This window comes from Lutibacter sp. (assembly GCF_033723435.1).
In the GTDB taxonomy this organism is placed as follows: Bacteria; Bacteroidota; Bacteroidia; order Flavobacteriales; family Flavobacteriaceae; genus Lutibacter.
The window spans coordinates 374,619-394,164 of sequence record NZ_JAWVXC010000001.1 but is presented as its reverse complement, the minus strand read 5'-3'; the positions used below and the strand labels follow the sequence as shown (position 1 = coordinate 394,164).

Annotated in this window: 13 protein-coding genes; all 13 read right to left on the bottom strand. The window is 29.2% G+C overall.

The features are described from left to right. Positions 1-168 precede the first annotated feature (168 nt). Complete coding sequence (locus R3342_RS01715) at positions 169-1,149, bottom strand: hypothetical protein (protein ID WP_318937934.1); 981 nt, start codon at positions 1,147-1,149, stop codon at positions 169-171. A gap of 25 nt (positions 1,150-1,174) precedes the next feature. Further along, a complete protein-coding gene (locus R3342_RS01710) occupies positions 1,175-1,564 on the bottom strand; it encodes a hypothetical protein (protein WP_318937933.1) in 390 nt (129 codons plus the stop codon). Next, complete coding sequence (locus R3342_RS01705; RefSeq protein ID WP_318937932.1) at positions 1,552-3,372, bottom strand: AAA family ATPase; 1,821 nt, start codon at positions 3,370-3,372, stop codon at positions 1,552-1,554. The genes R3342_RS01710 and R3342_RS01705 overlap by 13 nt, the downstream gene beginning before the upstream one ends. After that, positions 3,369-4,622 carry a 5-methylcytosine restriction system specificity protein McrC gene (locus R3342_RS01700; RefSeq protein WP_318937931.1) on the bottom strand — a complete coding sequence of 418 codons (1,254 nt, stop codon included), beginning with the start codon at positions 4,620-4,622 and terminating at the stop codon, positions 3,369-3,371. The genes R3342_RS01705 and R3342_RS01700 overlap by 4 nt, the downstream gene beginning before the upstream one ends. Beyond that, the gene (locus R3342_RS01695) at positions 4,622-6,601 is read right to left on the bottom strand and encodes an McrB family protein (protein ID WP_318937930.1); all 1,980 of its coding nucleotides are present in this window, start codon (positions 6,599-6,601) and stop codon (positions 4,622-4,624) included. Before R3342_RS01695 ends, R3342_RS01700 begins: the two co-directional genes overlap by 1 nt. A gap of 3 nt (positions 6,602-6,604) precedes the next feature. Further along, the gene (locus R3342_RS01690; protein ID WP_318937929.1) at positions 6,605-10,162 is read right to left on the bottom strand and encodes an Eco57I restriction-modification methylase domain-containing protein; all 3,558 of its coding nucleotides are present in this window, start codon (positions 10,160-10,162) and stop codon (positions 6,605-6,607) included. Between the two features lie 2 nt (positions 10,163-10,164). Further along, positions 10,165-13,410 carry a helicase-related protein gene (locus R3342_RS01685; protein WP_318937928.1) on the bottom strand — a complete coding sequence of 1,082 codons (3,246 nt, stop codon included), beginning with the start codon at positions 13,408-13,410 and terminating at the stop codon, positions 10,165-10,167. Between the two features lie 16 nt (positions 13,411-13,426). After that, positions 13,427-13,624 carry a helix-turn-helix transcriptional regulator gene (locus R3342_RS01680; RefSeq protein WP_318937927.1) on the bottom strand — a complete coding sequence of 66 codons (198 nt, stop codon included), beginning with the start codon at positions 13,622-13,624 and terminating at the stop codon, positions 13,427-13,429. Between the two features lie 86 nt (positions 13,625-13,710). Then, positions 13,711-15,918, bottom strand: coding sequence for a Piwi domain-containing protein (locus tag R3342_RS01675; protein WP_318937926.1), 2,208 nt, complete (start codon positions 15,916-15,918; stop codon positions 13,711-13,713). Positions 15,919-15,920: 2 nt separating this feature from the next. Then, positions 15,921-16,217 carry a helix-turn-helix domain-containing protein gene (locus R3342_RS01670; protein ID WP_318937925.1) on the bottom strand — a complete coding sequence of 99 codons (297 nt, stop codon included), beginning with the start codon at positions 16,215-16,217 and terminating at the stop codon, positions 15,921-15,923. Between the two features lie 210 nt (positions 16,218-16,427). Continuing rightward, positions 16,428-17,447 carry a hypothetical protein gene (locus R3342_RS01665; RefSeq protein ID WP_318937924.1) on the bottom strand — a complete coding sequence of 340 codons (1,020 nt, stop codon included), beginning with the start codon at positions 17,445-17,447 and terminating at the stop codon, positions 16,428-16,430. A gap of 1 nt (position 17,448) precedes the next feature. Continuing rightward, positions 17,449-18,447 carry a DUF6617 family protein gene (locus R3342_RS01660; RefSeq protein WP_318937923.1) on the bottom strand — a complete coding sequence of 333 codons (999 nt, stop codon included), beginning with the start codon at positions 18,445-18,447 and terminating at the stop codon, positions 17,449-17,451. After that, positions 18,447-19,541, bottom strand: a complete 1,095-nt coding sequence (locus R3342_RS01655; protein ID WP_318937922.1) for a site-specific integrase — start codon at positions 19,539-19,541, stop codon at positions 18,447-18,449. Before R3342_RS01655 ends, R3342_RS01660 begins: the two co-directional genes overlap by 1 nt. Positions 19,542-19,546 lie beyond the last annotated feature (5 nt).

The window sequence follows — 19,546 nt, the reverse complement described above, 5'->3', positions numbered from 1 at the left end:
ATATAATAGCTTGTTGTAGCTTTGGTTTGATTTTATGAAAAACCAAAGCTGCAATATGCTATTACCAATAAGACTAAAAAAATGCTAAACTTGTATGGTAAGTGGAACAACACAAAAGATAAGGACTTGTTGCCATAGCAATAATTTAGATTTTGTGTTGTGGGGAGCTTATTTCAACATTACATCTTTTAATGAGCCTATAAATTTATAGTTGTTTCCTTCTTCAGTTGCGGTATTATCTTTGAAATACAAGTCATATAATTCGATGTGTGTATTGTCAAATATTTTTATTTTTTCCTGTTTAATGTGTTTTACTTTTCCATTCTTTGGATAAGGCATTACTATAGAAGTATCTATTATTAAAGTTTCAGGAACATCACCTGAAAAGCCAAAAATATTATACCAATTTTTCCCACTTTTACTGCGTAGTAAATGCGCTATAAATGTGGCATAGGCTATGGCTTGTGACATTACTTTTTCTGGAGGTTCTGATGGATTGTATTCATCTTTCAATTCCATTACACACAATCTTACCTGATAATCTTCGTGTTTTACTCTTGCTAATATGTCAATTCCTCCACCTTTTCGAGCATACTTAATTTCTTTTTTACTTGCGGTTAAAGGTGTAGGCATTTGAAAAAATGAATTAGCCAAAAGTACTGGTTGAATGTTGTAGAGTGATTTTAAACGTTTTTTCTGTTGTCTAAATTCAGATAATAAAGATGATTCTAAAGCGTGTTCTGGACTTTTGCCTCTTTTATATGTACTTTCTTTAAAGGCTTTTCTATATTCACTTGCTGTTATTCCTTTCCAAAGAACATTTTTTAATGATAATTCGATATTGAACCATTGTTTATTTTTTTCTTCTTTGTCTTTAGTAGAAATAGTTACAGTATCGTTTTTAACTGTTAAGGTTGCAACGCTTTGACCTTTGAACCTTAAATCATAATGTAGGGTGTATTTATTTTTTAAATCACTAATTTTTGAATAGAGATGAAAAGGCCACTGGATATTAAACTTTCTTCTGCCGTTAATATGGTTTTGCGTATTTAAAGTTATGAAATTGGCATATCTATTGAATCTATTTACCCATTCTTTATTATCGTTTAGCTTTTTGCTTACTTCTTTTTGCGTTTGAATAAAATTCATTTTTTGATAATTTTACGTTATAAAACTAAATTGTTATTCGAGGATCTATTTCAGTGCTATTTTCAAGCATTACTATATCATTATGAAACACTATTACCACTCTGTTTTGTTGTAGTTTTTCCATTAATTCTTTTGTGAGTTCTAGAATTGCATTTTTAAAAGCACTTTCTTCCAATGGAAATTTTGGATAATTAATGAAATCTAATTTTATTGAAGGTTCTACTTGACCACTTAATACAATTTCACATTCTGAAACAGCAGCACTTAAATAAAGTTCTTTATGTTCAATTAATTTGTTTTGAACAACTTGTAGATTAGTAATTACATCATTTTTAGACCATAACTCTCTTGAATAGCCTTTTTGTAAGCCTATTGTAACTGTAGCTGTATATTTATTAGAATTTAAACTAACCATTGTGTTAAGTTTTTACCATTACAAGACAAAGCATTTTTTAAGTCATCCAATGTAATATTTGAAATACTTTGATCTGTATAGGCTCTATTGATTGATTCAAGTACTTTATCAATTTTATGAGGACCTTTAGCAAGTATATTTAAAAAATCTGCTTTTGAATATTCCTTTGGCGGATTCCCTGTCATTTCAGCATTGTTAACTCCTAATCTTTCCCAATTAATGAATGTAAATTCTGGAGTTGAAAATGTAATTGTGCCATCATTATCAATTTTATACACATTATTAGCAACAATAACATTCGCTGTATATGAAATAGCAGGTAAGGTAATAGTAAAAACCTTATTTTTTTCAATAACAACTTCTCTTTTAGGTAAATCTATTCTCTCTAAATCCTCTATAACCTTAAAAGCTGCGTCTATGTCGTTTTTATAAATAGGACTATCAATATCATTGTGTGACATAGGGTTTAACAAAATTGTTTTATAGGTTTTTAAACCATCGATAATTGCGTCTGGAATTTCTACTTCTAAATCCTTATAATACGATTTAAGCCTGTTTATTAAAGTATCTAAACTTGGTGGTTTTAAAAGACCTTTTACTACTTCACTTAATGTAAAAGTTTCAGGTAATTTATCTTTTAATGTTTTTTCTAACACCTTACGTAAAGCATTGGCAGCAGCAGGATAATCATAACTATTTTTATAGAGTTTCGCTTTTTCAATATCTGATTTCACATCATCATTTATTTCAGGACCATCTGAACCTTTATAAAATTCTAAAAACTTCCAATTTGATAACTGTAATTTTGCAACTTCGTACCAATGTCGGTCATAGGTTGTGATAAATATTTGAAACTCTTCAAATTCAGGTTCTTTTAATAAGGTTATTAATTTTAAGCGATGCTCATTATCTAAACCAATTAAAATATCATCTAAAAAAAGCACTTTAATATCACGTGAAAAAGGGGATTGACTTAATATTGCTCCTAAAAATATACTTATAGCAATTGCAGATAGTTTTGCTTCATTTAATGCAAAATGTGGGTGATGTGTATCTAATGACCTACCATCACTTGTAATCTGCAAAGCTATTTTTGGTTTAGTAATTTCTCCTTTATCATTGACATTTATTCTGTGGCGTAAAAAATTTATTTCTAGACCAGGAACTAATTTGTTTAATATACTATTTACAGAAGGCCCAAGATAATCACTACCACCTGTGAAGAACAATCTATCAAGAGCATTATTAAAAGTAACAGCTTTTTCTTCTACAGCTTTTCTTTTTTGAGTTGCGTGATAATACTTACTGCCGCCATAAGGGATTTTACTTTCTTCTAATAAAGCTTTCCAAAGCTTTCCAAGTTGTACCCCACCTGTAACTGTTTGTGATTTATAGTGCTTTAAAACTCCATTAATTACTAAATCGAAAATGTTAAGTTCATTATCTAATTTTACATTATGTACCCCCAAAAGATGCTTGTATGTGACAAAACTTTTAAGACGATTTGCATCTGTTATGCTTGGAATATTTGTATTTCTTCCTGATTCTGACAAAGAATTGCTAGTATTATTATCAAATGTAACTTCAATAGTACAATCTGTATTTCCATCGTTTAAGTATAAATTGCGTAATTCTGCCATATTGATATTCTCAACACTAGATTGAAAAAAATCTTTTAAGGCATAATAAAAGGAACTTTTACCACTACCATTTTCTCCATAGATAAATACATTTTTGCCACTAACTTTAATGTCTTCTGATTTTTTAAATGCTTTATACTTGTTTATGGTTATGTTTTTAATTTTCATACTACATCTTTTGTTGGAATTTTAACACCTATTTTATAGAAATTCTCAAATTGTCTTATTGGATTGAGGAAAAGTTTATCGTCTAGGTTTTCTAATATGTCATTAGTTTGGTCAGGATAAACTATTAAACAATTTAGTAGTGTTGACTGCCATAACTCCTTATTTATTTTAGTTTTCGCAAGTGTTTTTTTATCTCTAGCATAACCGCTTAATTGCCTGATGTCATTAATTTCATAATTATTGTTGGCATACAATTTTTTGTATTTTGCATCAATTACAAGCTCTTTCCCTTCTGTAATACGTAAATAATCTAGCTCGCCATAATTTGCGTTGAACTGAAAAATAATATCCTTTCTACCAAACTTTTCCTTCAAAATCCCTAACACATAAAATTCAAATAGTTTAGGCATATCAATCCAATATGGATATACATTTATTTCTTGATTAGTGGTTATTGAATTAATATTATAGCCATACCTTTTAATAATCATTTTTGCTAATTCTAGACCTCTTTTGTATTCGGGAAAAAAATTATCGTTTTTAAAATATTTTATTTCAGATGTTGTAATACTTGAATTAACAGTATTGAATGTAGGGGATATGTAACTAATTAGGGTTTCAAATCTATTTTCTGAAGTATTAAATGACTTTAGATATTTAATTGAAAATAGCAAAGCTTTTTTTAAGATTCGGTTTTCAGGACTATCAATACCAAATTCTTCGAATGCACAAAATGCAGATAAATTTTTGTTTCTAAACAGGTTTTGTTTTACGGTTTTAGACACTAATATTTTACCTCTTACATTTCCATAAATATTTTGTTCAACTTTGTAATAACTCTTTCTTAAACCTTTTTTTACTATAATTGATAATAATTGTAAAAAACTAACAATAATTAATGGTGTTATTAAATCTAGCTCTTGTTTAACTTTTATAGGTTTAGCATCTAAATCGATATAAAATAAATCCTTTCCAAAACTTGCCATTTCAGGGTGTTGCATACCCTTTGATAACATCGATAAATAATTAATTTTAGTTGTTTCTGTATCTAATTTAGGTGTTACATTTAGAATGTTTTGTGTAGAACCTAGTCTAGTTAAACCAATAAAATATCCTGTCTTAAAAAAGCCTTTTTCTAAATCAATTTCATCCACTAATTGATTTAGATTTTTTAATAAATCAATTAATTCTAACTCATTTAAGTCAAGACAAATAGAATGCTCTTTAATATGTATTCTTTTAGCACTCATTAAATATTACTTGCCAACAAGTCTTTTATTTCATCTTCTGCTGAAGGTAGTAAAATGCCATCTTTGATATATTCCTTCAACAAGGGTATTATTTCATATTTTAATTTGTAATACAAGTCTTTACCTTCCACTAAAAAGTAACTATGACCTATTTGAATGTCTTCAATATTAAATTCTGGAGATAAATTATTTTTTATCACATTGCATACTTTTTCAAACAATGTTTTAGAATTAGCATTTGTAATAACTTCGCTATCTGCTAAAACAGGTATAAATGTAAATCTTCTTCTAATAGCATAATCCAAATGGCTAACACTTCTATCAGCAGTATTCATTGTGCCAATTATGTACAAATTATGAGGTAATGTTATGTCATAGCTATTTTCAATTTTGTACATACTATTAACAGATTTACCTCTATACTCTAGGGCATAAATTAATTCTCCCAAAACACTATTTAGATTGGCTCTATTAATTTCATCAATAATTAACACAAAGGCTTTTTCTTGATTTTCTGGCTTTAATGCTTCAGCAGCTATTTGTCCAAGAATCTTATTCTCAACATCATAAGATATTTTTTCATTTACCACATTCACTTTTATTCCTCTAACGAAATCATCATAGGTATAGGAGGGGTGAAATTGAATAATTTTAACATAAGCATTGTCTTCTATTTCAGGTTCTTTATTAAAGATGCTATTTTCAACAGCTTCAATAATTGACAATTCTTTATTTGAAGTTTCATCGGTTAACCATTCTGCTATTTGTTTGGCTAATCTTGTTTTACCTGTTCCTGGAGGTCCTTGAAGAATTAAATTTTTAAACTTAATTGAAGAATGATTAATCATAGTTTTTTGTTTATTTCTTATGTAATCTAAAATTTGAAATGTTTCAGGGTAGCATTCTTTGAATTTCTCAATTGTATTATGTGTAGCGTGACTAAAACCATCCCATTGCCCTAATGCTGTTGATCCAATTTTTCTATCTTCTTTTACTAACCAAATAATCTTAATCATCAAATCGTCTTGATAACCATTTGGGATATACTCATTATCTATTATTACACCAATACCACCCAACCATTTGGTACCTCTTCTAACTAGTACAATATCTCCTTTTTTATATTCTTTTAATGGGTATTTGGTGTTTTCGTTTTTAAATGCACTACCTGTATAGACACCGTTTTTCTCAACAAAATCATCAAAATAATCTCCTTCGTTCTGACCTTGAGCATTACTACTTACTTGGCAATACGTATTTGAGATTCGTAGTTGGTCTTGTGAATTATTATTTAAGAAGTAATTGAATAAATTGATCTCATAGAAATAACAACCTGAAAAATTAGATTTTAATTTTTGTAAAACCTCATTGTATGGCTTTATACCTTCTTCTTCAATTTGTTGGGATATTAGTTTTAATTTATCTAATGAATCGAGTGGTAACGTATTCATTCGTGTATCAAATGGCATATATTTAATTGGATCTATTAAAAACATTGCTTGCGTTAGCTTTGTTACTCCAACATTTTTTAAGGAAAGTACAGTTAAAAAATCATTGTTATTGATTTCTTCTTCTAAAAAAATTTGCTTAAATAGCTTCCACAAGCATTCATTCCCAATTACCTCATCTTGATTGTTTACGTATTTACCTTTTTTAAAAAATAAGCTTAATGTGTTTGGTGTCGGTGTTGGAAAAACAAAATCTGTTGGTAAATCAATCTGCAAATTACAAACTTGTTTAATAGATTTAAAAATGCGTTTTCTTTGGTTTTTTGTATTCTTCTGGGCTAAAGAATAAATAATTGAAAATGGGTCTGTAATTGGGTAATTTAATATTGCTGTACCTTCTTCAAATAATTCATTAGCTAGGTCTAGTAGTAAAGAATTACGGTTATCATTGTTTTTGCTAATCTCAAATATTTTAGAAGCTACAGCTTTAAAATAGGGAGCCCAATCGTAATAGATAGTTTTTGATTTCATTGATTAGGATTTTAAAGCCTCTCTAATAATACGTACTTCTTCTATACTATCTAAGGTTTCTATGGCGTAGCGTACAGGATGGTCTGGGTGATATAAACGTTGGTACTCACTTTGTATAATACCTAACTTTTCTTCAGGACTTCTACTATTGTTAATAGGTTTGAGGTCAGTAAGATGTTTTAATATTGTTTTGTTAGCAAATTGAAATTCATTGGGTAAAAACAACTCAAAAGAAACTGCATCTAAAACTAGTTCAAAGAAAGAAAACAAGTCTGTATCAATATTTTTGAATTGAGTGATAGAACCTAAATAATCAACTATTACCTCAATAGATTTTTGATTGTCATAATTTGTTTTTGGTATGTAAAGCTTTCTTACATTTTTAGGTTTGACTTGAGCAAATGTTCGACCTCCTTCTTGAGAAAATTTATTATATAAAAAAGCATTTACTGTTGAATTTAGAATTGCCAGAATAAATTTATACTGAAACGGACAATCCTTCTTTTTCTTAAATACTAAAATACTATCTATAACATAATAAGACTCTTTATCAAAAGTAGCTCTTATCTTATCAGAAGTTTGTCTCATTATTATTTTTTCTTCTTCAAAAAGTTTAGGATAACGTTGTCTATTTAAAGAAAACCAAGGCATAACTCCTGATTTTGCTTCACTGCGATTATTTAATTTTTCTTTAAAAGGTTCTAAATAGCTTTCAATATTTTTATAATTAGAAATTTCTGTGCTTCTATCAGTATAAATTAGACTATGTTTAGTGTTCTTTATTTTATACTTATCTATTTCTCCACCAACAAGAACAGGCTTTAGTAGTTCTTGTTCAAAATTGTTTTCTTTTGCAAATTCAGATTCTACTCTAAAAATTTTATCACCACCCGTTGAGATACCACTTGCCATTTCTTCAGCAATGTCATCAATAGTTACTGATACCTCTTTTAGTTTTTTTATAATTTCAAACTCGCTTTCGCTTATTCCAAATACAGAAGCCGGAACTTGTAAAGTTGAAGCAACTGAAGTTTCAGAAAAAATAGATTTAAAATCTAAAATATGTTTATCTACATTTCTTAAATCAGCATATTTATAAGTTCTATTGTAATTACTTTTTCCTATAGTATTTAAAAATATACAAGAAGGAACTGTTGCTGTGTTGAATACACCGTCACCTAAATTAATAGCAATATGAAAACTATTTTTACTTAACAATAACCTACGTGTTTTTTCATATTCCGATTGAAATAGTAGATTATTAGGTACAATATAATTCAAAACTCCATTTTCTTTTAAGAGCCTTATCCCATTAGATATAAAGTAGTTAAAAGTATCAGGTGTTCTCATATGAACATCTGAAAATTGATTTTTAAATAACGTTTTTTCTTCTTTTGAGAGCTTTGCACCGTATGGTGGATTCCCTATTAGAATATCAAACCCACCTTTTTTGTGCCATACTTCAGAGAAATATAGTTTAAAATCGAAATCTATTGTATAACCTGCAAAGATTTCGGCTGTATCTAACAACTCCCTTATTTTAGTATTTATGTTATTACGTAATTCTTTTTTACGCACTGCATTTGTTACGTTATAAAATTCTTCTTTTAAAGCTTCTAGTTCCTTTTCTACCTCTAAATCTCGCATTGTGCCATCTGGCATTCCAATTAATGAATTACCACACACAATTTTGTAGTCAAGATTTGGTAAGGTTTCAATTGGTTCTAAATCGTCTTCGTCAACTACCAATGATAACCATAAACGTAAACGTGCAATATCAATAGCAGAGCGGTCTATATCTACTCCGTAAATACTTTCTTGAATAATGTGTTTTTTAAGGCGGTACACATAACGACTTTCACTTACACTTTCACGTTCTTTAAAATCGAAATGTTTAAGCTTATTGTTTAAATAATTAAAACTTAAGTGCGGCTTTAACACTAGTTGAGCAGTTACCAATTCGTGTAATAAGCCTACAGGGAATGCGCCCGAACCAATTGCAGGGTCACAAATGCGAATTTCAGTTAATTTTTTATCTATATTATCGGCATTTTCACGTACACTTTCTGGTAGTTGAAATTGATAGGTTTTTGTTGCCCCTCTTGCTGCTACACGTACATCGTTTTCTAATGCTAAATGGCCTTCACGAATGTACTGTTCTATATCTTCTTTAGGAACTGTAATTTCATTGACTTCTGATTGTATAGCTTGTTGACCATTTTTACCCTCGTTGCCAAACATATTGGTTTGGTCGTTGCCAAATTCTTGATAAGCACCATTGTAGTTGTTTAGTGCATTGTCTAAATAGTGAATTAAACTCTCTTGACACATATAATGTACAATTTCACGAGGCGTATAAAATGCTCCTTTGCTTTTACGTTCTTTAATGTCTAACATATTTTCGAAGACTTTCCCTAACATTTCGGGGTCAACTGCTACTTCTTTATCTAGCGGTTCGTCTTCTTTTATGGTGAAGTTGTAACGGTCAAAAACATCTAGAATACCTGTGCCAATATCTCCAGATTTGTTTTTTTCATCATTTCTAAACAACTCAACAGGTATTGAAACATTTGCATTTTTCCAATCGTATGGTGCTTCAAACAAACCACCATTTAAAAATGGGATACGAGCGTTAAAGCGTGGGTAGAAAGAATTGTCATTATTACGTTCTTTTGCCAATGCTTCATAGAACAAATATTGTAAATAGTCTTTAAAGAAGTTTTTATTTTCTTCTAAAGATTCATCAAATAGTTGTTGTAAAAATTGTCTTTGTCCAGCACCCCACTTTTCATTTTTTGGTACACCTAACCATCCTTTTTTCTGTAAGAAGTATAAGAATACAATTTGCCCTAATAATTTTTTAGTAAAACCAGCAGCATCTAAATCGTTATTCTGGAATATAGATAGTTTTTGTTTGTCAAAATACTCATAGACTTTTATGTAGAGATTTTTATATTGCTCGAAAAACTCATCGGTTACACGCTCAATACTAAAAGCCTTTTCTAATTCAGATATGGTAGGGTTGTTGGCTATGTTTTGTAATAAGGGTAATAGTTGTGTTTTAGCAGTATGCGATTTTTCGTATTTACCCACTAAAAACGAATAGCGTTTAGCAGGCGTAAAATCTTTACGCATTTTTACTTTTTGCTTTTCTTCGTCTAAATAGGATTGGTATTCCATTTTTATAAACGAAAAACGCCAGTCGAAACCTTCATCTTCTTTAGAATAAAAAGCTACTAAAGCATAATCTTTTTCAAAATTATTAAGGTGTTTAATTACAAAGTTTCTTAATGCTGTACGTGCTCTTTCTAATTTAGAAACGCTTTTAACTTGTACAATCAATACATCTAGAGCTTCACCTTCTGGATCTATGTATTTACCTATACGTTTGTAGTAACTAATGTGGTCTCGTTGGTCTTCCCATATTGTATTACCACTTGCTTTGTATGGTTTAATTTCAAAATCGTTTAATAAGTTTTGAATGAAATTGGTAAACTGTGCTTCATCAAAAGCATTATTAAATGTTTTATCTATTAGGTTAATAGCAGTATTTTTATCCATAACTAATTTTTGGTAATATATCCTGAAAGAATGACTTCTCTTTTTTGGAATTTAATATTGTTTTGGTTGTTGATATCCATTTGTATACGTCCATATTTTCTTAATATTTGTAAAACGTGTAATGGTTCAATCACTTTTTCAAGTTCTTTTTTTACAATTTGAGCTGTTTTTTTAGCCATTTTCCCCTCTTTGAGCGTTGCTTTTACAGCGGCAATAAACTCTTCATCAGTTTCGGTAAAACCTTTAAAATTTTTAAAGAGTTTGTCTTTTATAACACGGTCTTCTATGTATTTAGCATTAGAACGACCTCTATTGCCTGTTACTTCTTCTTTTAATGTTGTATCAAGTGTAAATTTAGCCCTATTTGTTTCTAACATATTAAAGAAATTAGTAGGTACTTTTTCTCTTGGTGTTTCAGGTTCGCATTCTAATTTGTGCACTGCATCAAAGAAAGTAGCTTCATTAGACTTGCCACTTTGGAACTGATAAAACTTTTTAAGCTTCCCAATTCTAAAAAAAGTAATCATTTTTTGAACTTCTAATTGACTATTTTTAAATCCGCTACGTGCTTTTTTAGGTAGGGTTTTAATGCGCTCAAATAAGTCTGGGTCATTGTCTCTTATTTCTCTAATGATTTCTAAATATTTTAATTCAGAATCACCCACTTCATCTTCACCAGAATAGGCTTTTTTATTATTTAACGTATTAAACAATTCTTGACTTCCAAACTCCTCACCATCACTTAAATACTTTGCATCTTCCCCTAAAATATCGTGAAACATTTGAATTTTGTTCGTGATATTTATCTCTAATCCTAAATGCGCATCGGAATGTGTCGTTGGAAAAAAGTTATAGATATACACAAAATCAAATGCACTCCCTAAACGATTTACACGACCAGCACGTTGTAATACTCTAGTTGGATTCCAAGGTAAATCATAATTAACCAATACATTAGAACGGTGCAAGTTGATACCCTCTGCTAATACATCGGTAGTAATTAAGAAGCGAATATCATTTACTTGGTCTTTCTTTTTTCTGTTTGGGTCGTAATTGCATTGAATAATATCTCTTGAAACGTTTTGATTAGATAGGAGGGTAGTATTGGTATGCCTACCACCTACACTGGAAAAAAACATTACTTGGTTTGGAAACTCATTTAACAATGCTTCGTATAAATAATCACCTGTCTCTTTTGATTCTGTAAAAATAACAAGCTTATTCTTTTTTAATATTTTATCTGATTTTAGTTCATTTATAAATTTTTTTAATTTTGGATCATCATAAACGGTTTCCCATATTTCCTTAATATATTCAAGAATTAATAAGTCTTTATTTAACTGGTTGAGGAAGTTTTCTGTAAAATCTTCAGATTTATATTTATGCGCTTTGTCTTCATTTACAAGCTCTTCAAGTTTTTCAATATCATCATTTTCTAGTAAATCGTATACATTCACTTTTTTACTAATATAAATAGTACCAGATTTGTACATATCAATAAAGTTCTCGTAGGACTGAATAAATCGACTAATACTCATTCGGAAGGCATAGAAGCTACTTTCTAAACGTTTTACCAAAATACCTTTCATAAATCCACCAACATTACGTTGCTGTTGCTTTTCAAATTCAGAAAGTTGCTTGTTCCCTTTGTAAAATAAAAGCGGTGTATAACGTGCGTAGGTAAACTGTACCAACTGTTGGATGGTTGCTTTAAAAATTTCTTCTAATTTACCTTCGTATTGATATACAATTTTATTTGGGTCGTTGAGAGTAGGAAAAACTAAACCTTGTTTTTGCATATCGTTTTTGAAGTATGTCATTACATCATTACGAGTTCTCCTAACCATTACATAGCGCAACACATTGTTACGAATATCGTCTGAAATTTCTTTGATAAGTTTTTTGTATTCAGGATCTGCTTTATCTACTTTGTTAAGACGTGTTCTTAAACCTGCAAAATGTTTTTCAAGATTTGGAACTCCTGGTATTGTTGAGTTTTTTGGTGATTGGAATAATTTTAGTTGCGCGAAAATATCGTTTATAGTATTGTTAAGAGGTGTTGCACTAACTAGAATTACTTTTTTGTTAGTACAAATTTCTAATAAATCAGCGTATGCTTGTGTACCTTCATTTCTAAATCTATGAGCTTCATCTACTACAATATAATCGTAGCGATCTGTTCCTTTTTTAAGAATGTGAGGTAACTTCCCTAATGATTCTACCTCAAAACTTCTAATTCCAAAATCAAATAATGAATCTCTCCAATAATCCTTTAATACTGGAGGGCAAATTACTAAAGTTCTACCTAATAATTGTTGCAATAACAAAGCAGTAATAAAGGTTTTACCTAATCCTACTACATCTGCTAAAAACACCCCATTGTATCGGTCTAATATTTTTTTAGCTTGAATAGCTGCTTGACTTTGATATTTTAATTTCATAAACCCATCAGGTAGAAAAGGGTCAAACTCATCTTCAAGGTTAATATCTTCTTCTAAATATTCATAAATTAATTTAAGATACAATTGATAAGGTGTTATGTTTTCGCTTAACCAAGTCTTTGTTTCAATAGTATCAATAAAATCTTCTGAAATATCAACTGATTCAGCCCATAATTTATTGAATTGGTCTTCTGCAAAAAGTACATCTCGTTTGGTTCTCAACTCCACATTAAATTCACGATTAGCCACTAAACCAGATTCAGAAAAATTACTTGAACCCGTAATTACAAAACCATAATCTCTATCATCAGGCTTAAATTTCCCTATGTACACTTTTGCGTGTATATTTTTAGAAGGATATGCTCTAATTTCTAACTTTTTCCCATTCCCGTGATATGCTTTATCAATTTCTGGGTCTTGACATTCTGTATTTAGAAACTCGATGAACTTTTTTATTCCTAACTCTAATTTATCTTCAGTGTCATTAGCATCTTCAATTTCCTTTTTTAAGTTTTTTTGATAAATCTTTTTGGTTCTTTTATGGGATTCAAAATCTATAACACCTAACTCTTCATTGTGAGCAATAATATCATAAGAATCTTTATCTACATTTAAACCAACCAAAATTCTTATTTTTTCAAGTGGTTCTAATGATTCATACATTCTATGAAAGCCACTCAATCTGAAGTAACCGACTAAAATATCAAAAAGTTGGGTATCTTTTAATGTTGATTCAAATCTACTTAAAAGGCTATGTCCTTCTTCGTTTGTAAAAAATGTTAAATCTGTTTGGTCTATTTTTGACATTTGCAAAATCCTATTGTTAAAGTTGTTTTCTATCCATAATTAACTCTTTAGCTTCTACATTTAAAATGTTAGCTATTTCATACAAGACCTCAAGACTTGGTTGATTTCTGTTTTGTACATAACCATTTACAGTATTAAAGCTTTTACCGAGCTTTTCAGCTAACCATACTTGTTTAATACCTTTTTCTTCTAATACTTCTTTTATACGATTCATAGAGTAGAAATTGAAACTATAAATATACAATTTACTTTGTGTTAATATAATGTATTACGTTATATTTTTACAATGAGAATTACACGTTATAAAAACCATAATGTTTCTTGACCATAGGGAGGAATTGTGTTGCCATCAAAACGAGGAGCTATTTCAGCCACCATTTCTGGGTATTTGATAGTTATAGGTACATTTTGTTGACGTAATGACTTCCAATACAGCCTACTGAATTGATATACTTGTTCAATTAGTTTTTTTATGATTTTAGTATCGGATAAGGCTTCAGACGTTGGACTTGTAATTCTTAATTTTACAGGAAAAGGAAAACTTTCTGTAGATGGATATGTTTTACTATCATCATATCTTGAATTGTTGAAAAGTAAATATTTATGTTCTGATTTACTGATATTGATAAATGTTCCACTTTTTGGCATTAGTCTACCATACCAATTTTGGTCAAAAGCAATCAAATCTTCTGATTTTGTTTTGTTTATATTCACTATGTATAATGGGCAATCTAATTTCAATTCATTCATCATTTCTAACACAGGTTCTACTTCTTCGTTTTTCATTTCTTTATAAAAATGAATGACCACTTTATCTGGGTTTTGCTCTACATTAACATATTGCCAAATAGCATGACTAATTGCACCTGCTAATTTATGAGTGTCTGATTTGCTGAAATATTGAAACTCATTGAACTTACCATTGTTTTGGAAACTGAAAGCACTTGCTACATAACGTATGTTTTCTTCAACATTTTTAAAAGCTCCAACACCAATTACTAATTCTTTTTTTGGTGTAATGTTTAATTGCCAAGGAATACCTTCTAATTTAGCCAATATTGCTAAAGAAATATTTGTTAAATCATATACATAACCACTGCTTCTTTCTGGGTTTCTCCTATATTTATTATTTTTTTCGATAAACTTATTGACATCAATTACTTGAGATACAATACGTCTTAATAATAATTGTTCTTTGACTTTATAATAGACTTGTTTTTTAGCTAAATCTTGTTCATATTTTGAAAAAGGACTTAAATAAATGGCTACATATGTAACATCAGATTTTAAATTTAGGTTTTTGATGCCTTCGGAAATTTCTGGGAGTGGATTTTCTTTATTCTCGAACATAATGCTAAACCCTTTTTCAACGTGGTATAATACTCCAGCATATTCTTGTAAACCTCGATACCATTTTAAGCCACTTTGCAAATAGTTTTGAAGGTCTTTAGTTTCATCAACGAAGTCTTTGTGGAAAATGTAAAATAGATGTATGTTTTTATGAATTTGAGTACAAGGTTTAAATGGTTTTAACCTTTTAAAATCAAAAGTTGGTTTTTGACCTACTGTACCATCACTAAATACTAAATCATTACATTCTTTTGATACTTCTCCTATGCGCTTTTTTTCTACAGGTAAATAGTAGTTGCAATTGATAGGAATTATTTTCTTGAAATCAGTTTGTACTAAAAACTGTTTTATGAATTTATCTATTTTAGTTTTATAATGTATGTACTTATTTCCTTTTTCTCTTTTGTCAGCTTCATAACCTAATGCTGTTCTAATTTGATTGTTAAATACTGCATAGGTTTTTGAATAGTCATTCTCATATTCCTGAAGGTATTCAAACTTATGATATTGTCTGTTGTATATGACACCTGTTAGTAGTGTTGGTGAAATATCTTCTACTAATTTTGAAACAGGTGTTTTAAGAATTTTTGTAGTACCATCATAAGCAATTACAAATTCCCCAGAATCACTAACTTCCTCAAATTGTAGTTTTAAGGTAAACTTATCATATTTGGCAAAAGTTTGATTTTTAAATGAAGCATCTTTTATCCATACTTGAACATCTTTTACAAAATTGGTTTTAACAACTTTCTTTCTATTTCTAAAATATTTTCTTAATATCCAATTAAAATAATGCTTGAGTAGTTCTTTAGGTTGTTCATTTAGATTTAAGGTTAATGGTTGATAACCTTCCTTTTCAAAATTAAATGATGTGTAAATTGCATCAGGATTTTCTTTTTTAATATCTGGGAATAGTTCCTCAATATCAGCTACTTTGTAATAAAATTTACCTTGAATTTTACTATAAGGAATCGTGCCATTTGAACGTAATGTTTGTAATGTTCTTTTACTAATATGAAGCGTTTGCATTACATCTTGATTGTCTATCCACGTATCTTTTAAATGTTCAGCTCTTGTTGCTTTTAAAAGTTCTATACGTGCTTTTAAGTCCTTAATTTCTTGGGATAAAGCCAAGATTAAATCGATTATTTCAGCCATAATTAAATCCTTCCTTTTTTTATTAGATAATCAGCTGCTTGTTTCTCGATTTCATCTTGTGAATCCATCCGATTACGCAATAACCATTGGTCTAATTCCTGTCGTTGGAAATAGATTTTTTTACCATTAGGTTTGTAATGTGGAATAGCTCCCGTACTTGTTAATTTATACAAGTGCGATTGAGAAAGTTCCAAATACTTACAAGTTTCATTGAAATTCAATACTTGCTTTTGCAATCTTTGTTGTTCTTGTAACAACTTTTCGATGCTTTCTAAACGTTCTAAAATATTAACGTCCATCTTTTAAAATTTTTAAATTAAAAATGGACTTATGCGCATTAGTCCGTCATTGATTATCAACGACAAGGCAAATATGCGAATAGAAGCTTGGTACTATCTAGAATGTGAAAACTGGTATTAGTAACAGTCAGACAATGTGTTAGTTACTGAAATATTGGTATTATGGTATTGGTATTATAGATAGATAATACCACATTAAAAAAGGAGTGTTTAAGATGTAATATTTAATTCTTTTTTATAATCGTAACCAATTTTATTAAGCCAAGAAAGAAATAAATCCCACTGCGGTTCAACCCATTGAGAGCATAAGAGATAATCATTACAAAATAATTCTCTTTTATAATATCTTCCTCTACCATTATGGTCTTCTGGACTTCTTGTTTTATATCGAAGTACTTCAAAATTTATATCAAAGGTGTCTTTTGAATATTCTGGCTTTTGAAGATTTAATATTTCATTTTCAGAAATAAGATTTTTAGAAAAAGCATCTCTAAAGCAATGCTGTACAAATTGACCTATTAACATATTATCTATTTGACGTTTATTTTTGTTAATAGATTTTCTAATAGTTTTAGGTTTTGTGGTGTCTGTTTGAAATTGATTTTTTCGGCTATCTAATTGTAATAGTTTAACAGACCTTGCGAAAAGCTCCATTGTATCATTTTCATCATTGATGTTTTTGATTAAAGGATCAACAATTACATTGTAAAAATCATCATTTGAAATAAAATCAATAGAAATATTACTATCTTCAATTAAGTCTTTAGCCTTTTCAATTAAGTCATCGATTATATTTTGAGTTGCAGGGTTTGTTTTTGGAGAAATAAAGTAGGAGTTAAATTTTTCATATTCATTGAAATAGGATTGCATAATAAATATTGTTCTGAATATTTTTTTAACCACACGAATTGCAGTTTCTTCTTTACTACCATAATTTAACCCTGCTGTATGAAAAGCAACATCAATTCCAAATACTGTATTTTCAGTAGTGTTAATTCCTAATACATCAATTTCAGCTTGTTTCATAAGCTGCTCAAAAGAAGAGTTTTTAAATATGCCTTCAAATTGAGGAGCATTTGCAATTTTATTAAATAAATTTCTTGCTCTATTTTGTTCAAATTCAGTTACAGTCCAATTACCACTTGTTTTCCAATTAGTTTGTACAATTCTGCATCCTTCAAGATGCTTTAAGTAACTGTAAATTAAAGATTCTCCAATTTCAATTTTCATATCAACTTATATTTGATAACCAATAATGAGCATCAATAATTTTATAGTATTGATGCTTTTTTATGCCTTTAAAATTACGAAACTCTTTATTTGCGTCACTACCATTTCCATATCTATTTGCGAAAAATTTAGTAATATCTCTTTCTTTAATAGTTTTTAAAGGAGAAAAAGTACGTTGATTGAAATAATTCATATTGTAAAGTCTAAATATGAAAGCTGCTAATATTATTTTGTTCCCTTTTTTTGAATTAAAGGTGTAGTTATTATCAATAATTTCATTTTCAAATAAACGCTCTTCAGCAATTAAAAATTGAGTTTCTTTTGAAGGGTTAACAATTTCTGAATATGCTAAAATTTTAGGATTAGAATCCCTTGATTCTAAATCACCTTTAATAGCTTTGAATTTTTTTGATTTTGTAACAGTATTTTTGGTTTTAATAGGTTTCCCTTCATATGGTTTAATTAATAAATCTATTTGAGGTTCTTCATTAAAAAATACTTCGTGTAATTCATCAATAGTATAAATTTCTTCATCGCTGTATTCTGAAAATCGTTCTTGAATTTCCATAAATAACATCATAGCATTTGTTTTAAGAAATGAAATAATATAAGATTCATCAGATCTATCATTAAGGGTAGGTGTTAAGTATAGATTTACATTAACATCATTTTCAGCTATATATTTACTAATTTGAGTTAAATAACTTTTAATTCGATTGTATTCTTTGGTATATATAAAAGATAAATGACTAGATGTAGAATTTATTTCAAGAGCGTCAATAATACTATTAAAGTTTTTGATGTACTCATTCTCAATTAGTTTATTGTAATACTTACGTTTATTGGAATACGCTTTTTTATAATCGATTTCAAATTTAGGTGTCGTATTATAAAATTCTTTTTCCAAGCGATTTAAAAGTTCTTTAAATTGGTTGTCTGTTCTTGTATCGTCAGAAACTTTTTCAACGTATAACAAGTCTATAAATAAGTCTTTAGCCATTATAAGTCCAATTTAATTTTATTAGCTGCTTCTTTCTTTTTGCTGTCTATAACTTTAGCATAAATTTGAGTTGTTTTTAACTCTTTATGCCCTAAAAGTTTTGAAACTGTGTAAATATCAGTGCCTAAAGTTAGTTGTAGGGTAGCGTAGGTATGACGAGCGCAATGGAACGTGATTTTTTTAGTAATTCCTGCATTCATCATCCATTGTTGCAGTTTTAAATTAGTCCAGGCACTATAGTGTAAATTACCAAATACTTTTTCATCTGGTTTGCCTTCTTCTCCTAATAATTCTCTTGCTTGTTCTGAAATAGGTAGTGTTTCTGCGCCTTTAGTTTTCTTTTGTCTAAACCTAATGTAATAACCCAATTCATTTGAGTGTTGAATTTCTGACCAAAGTAATTTTTCAATATCAGACCAACGTAAACCTGTTAAAGCTGAAAATATAAATGCCTTTTTTAATAATGGTAGTTCACATTCTGTTTTTACTGCTTTTTGCAGTTCCTCAAGTGTTAAAAACTCTCGTTGAGGTTCTCCTTGCTTGAAATATTCAACACCATTGGCAGGGTTTACTTTTAAAATACCATCTTTAACCGCTTGTTTTAATGCAGCGCAAAACTTTCCAAAGTATGAATATTTAGAGTTTTGAGATAGTTTTTTACCAGCTCTTGCCATTGCATCTTTACCTAAATAATCTTTGAATTTTTGAACAAATATTTTATCAACTTCTTGAAAACTAATATCTGTTTTACAAAAGGTTTTTAAATGCTTTAGCATACTATTCCAATTGCCATAATTACCAGAACTTGTATTTTTCTTTTCGGCTAATGTTGTAACATATGTAATAAAACTACCTTTTAGTTTTTCAATATCTTGGAAACCATAAATACCATTTTGAACTTCTAATTGTCTTTGCGCACAAATGGTTTCGGCTAATTTTTTAGTTTTCTTATTTAAATCTCTTTCCGTTTTGTTTTTAGGATTTGGATTCAAATATAATCGTAGGTACTCCGATTTGCGGCTTCCTTTATGATAATAATCTAAATACAGGCTAATTTTATTATTCTTTTGGCGTTCTCTTAAAGTTACTTTCATAGGCT

Excerpts from the sequence above, each read along its gene's own strand:
- R3342_RS01715 (WP_318937934.1), bottom strand. The coding sequence starts at position 1,149 with ATGAATTTTATTCAAACGCAAAAAGAAGTAAGCAAAAAGCTAAACGAT.
- R3342_RS01710 (WP_318937933.1), bottom strand. The coding sequence starts at position 1,564 with ATGGTTAGTTTAAATTCTAATAAATATACAGCTACAGTTACAATAGGC.
- R3342_RS01705 (WP_318937932.1), bottom strand. The coding sequence starts at position 3,372 with ATGAAAATTAAAAACATAACCATAAACAAGTATAAAGCATTTAAAAAA.
- R3342_RS01700 (WP_318937931.1), bottom strand. The coding sequence starts at position 4,622 with ATGAGTGCTAAAAGAATACATATTAAAGAGCATTCTATTTGTCTTGAC.
- R3342_RS01695 (WP_318937930.1), bottom strand. The coding sequence starts at position 6,601 with ATGAAATCAAAAACTATCTATTACGATTGGGCTCCCTATTTTAAAGCT.
- R3342_RS01690 (WP_318937929.1), bottom strand. The coding sequence starts at position 10,162 with ATGGATAAAAATACTGCTATTAACCTAATAGATAAAACATTTAATAAT.
- R3342_RS01685 (WP_318937928.1), bottom strand. The coding sequence starts at position 13,410 with ATGTCAAAAATAGACCAAACAGATTTAACATTTTTTACAAACGAAGAA.
- R3342_RS01680 (WP_318937927.1), bottom strand. The coding sequence starts at position 13,624 with ATGAATCGTATAAAAGAAGTATTAGAAGAAAAAGGTATTAAACAAGTA.
- R3342_RS01675 (WP_318937926.1), bottom strand. The coding sequence starts at position 15,918 with ATGGCTGAAATAATCGATTTAATCTTGGCTTTATCCCAAGAAATTAAG.
- R3342_RS01670 (WP_318937925.1), bottom strand. The coding sequence starts at position 16,217 with ATGGACGTTAATATTTTAGAACGTTTAGAAAGCATCGAAAAGTTGTTA.
- R3342_RS01665 (WP_318937924.1), bottom strand. The coding sequence starts at position 17,447 with ATGAAAATTGAAATTGGAGAATCTTTAATTTACAGTTACTTAAAGCAT.
- R3342_RS01660 (WP_318937923.1), bottom strand. The coding sequence starts at position 18,447 with ATGGCTAAAGACTTATTTATAGACTTGTTATACGTTGAAAAAGTTTCT.
- R3342_RS01655 (WP_318937922.1), bottom strand. The coding sequence starts at position 19,541 with ATGAAAGTAACTTTAAGAGAACGCCAAAAGAATAATAAAATTAGCCTG.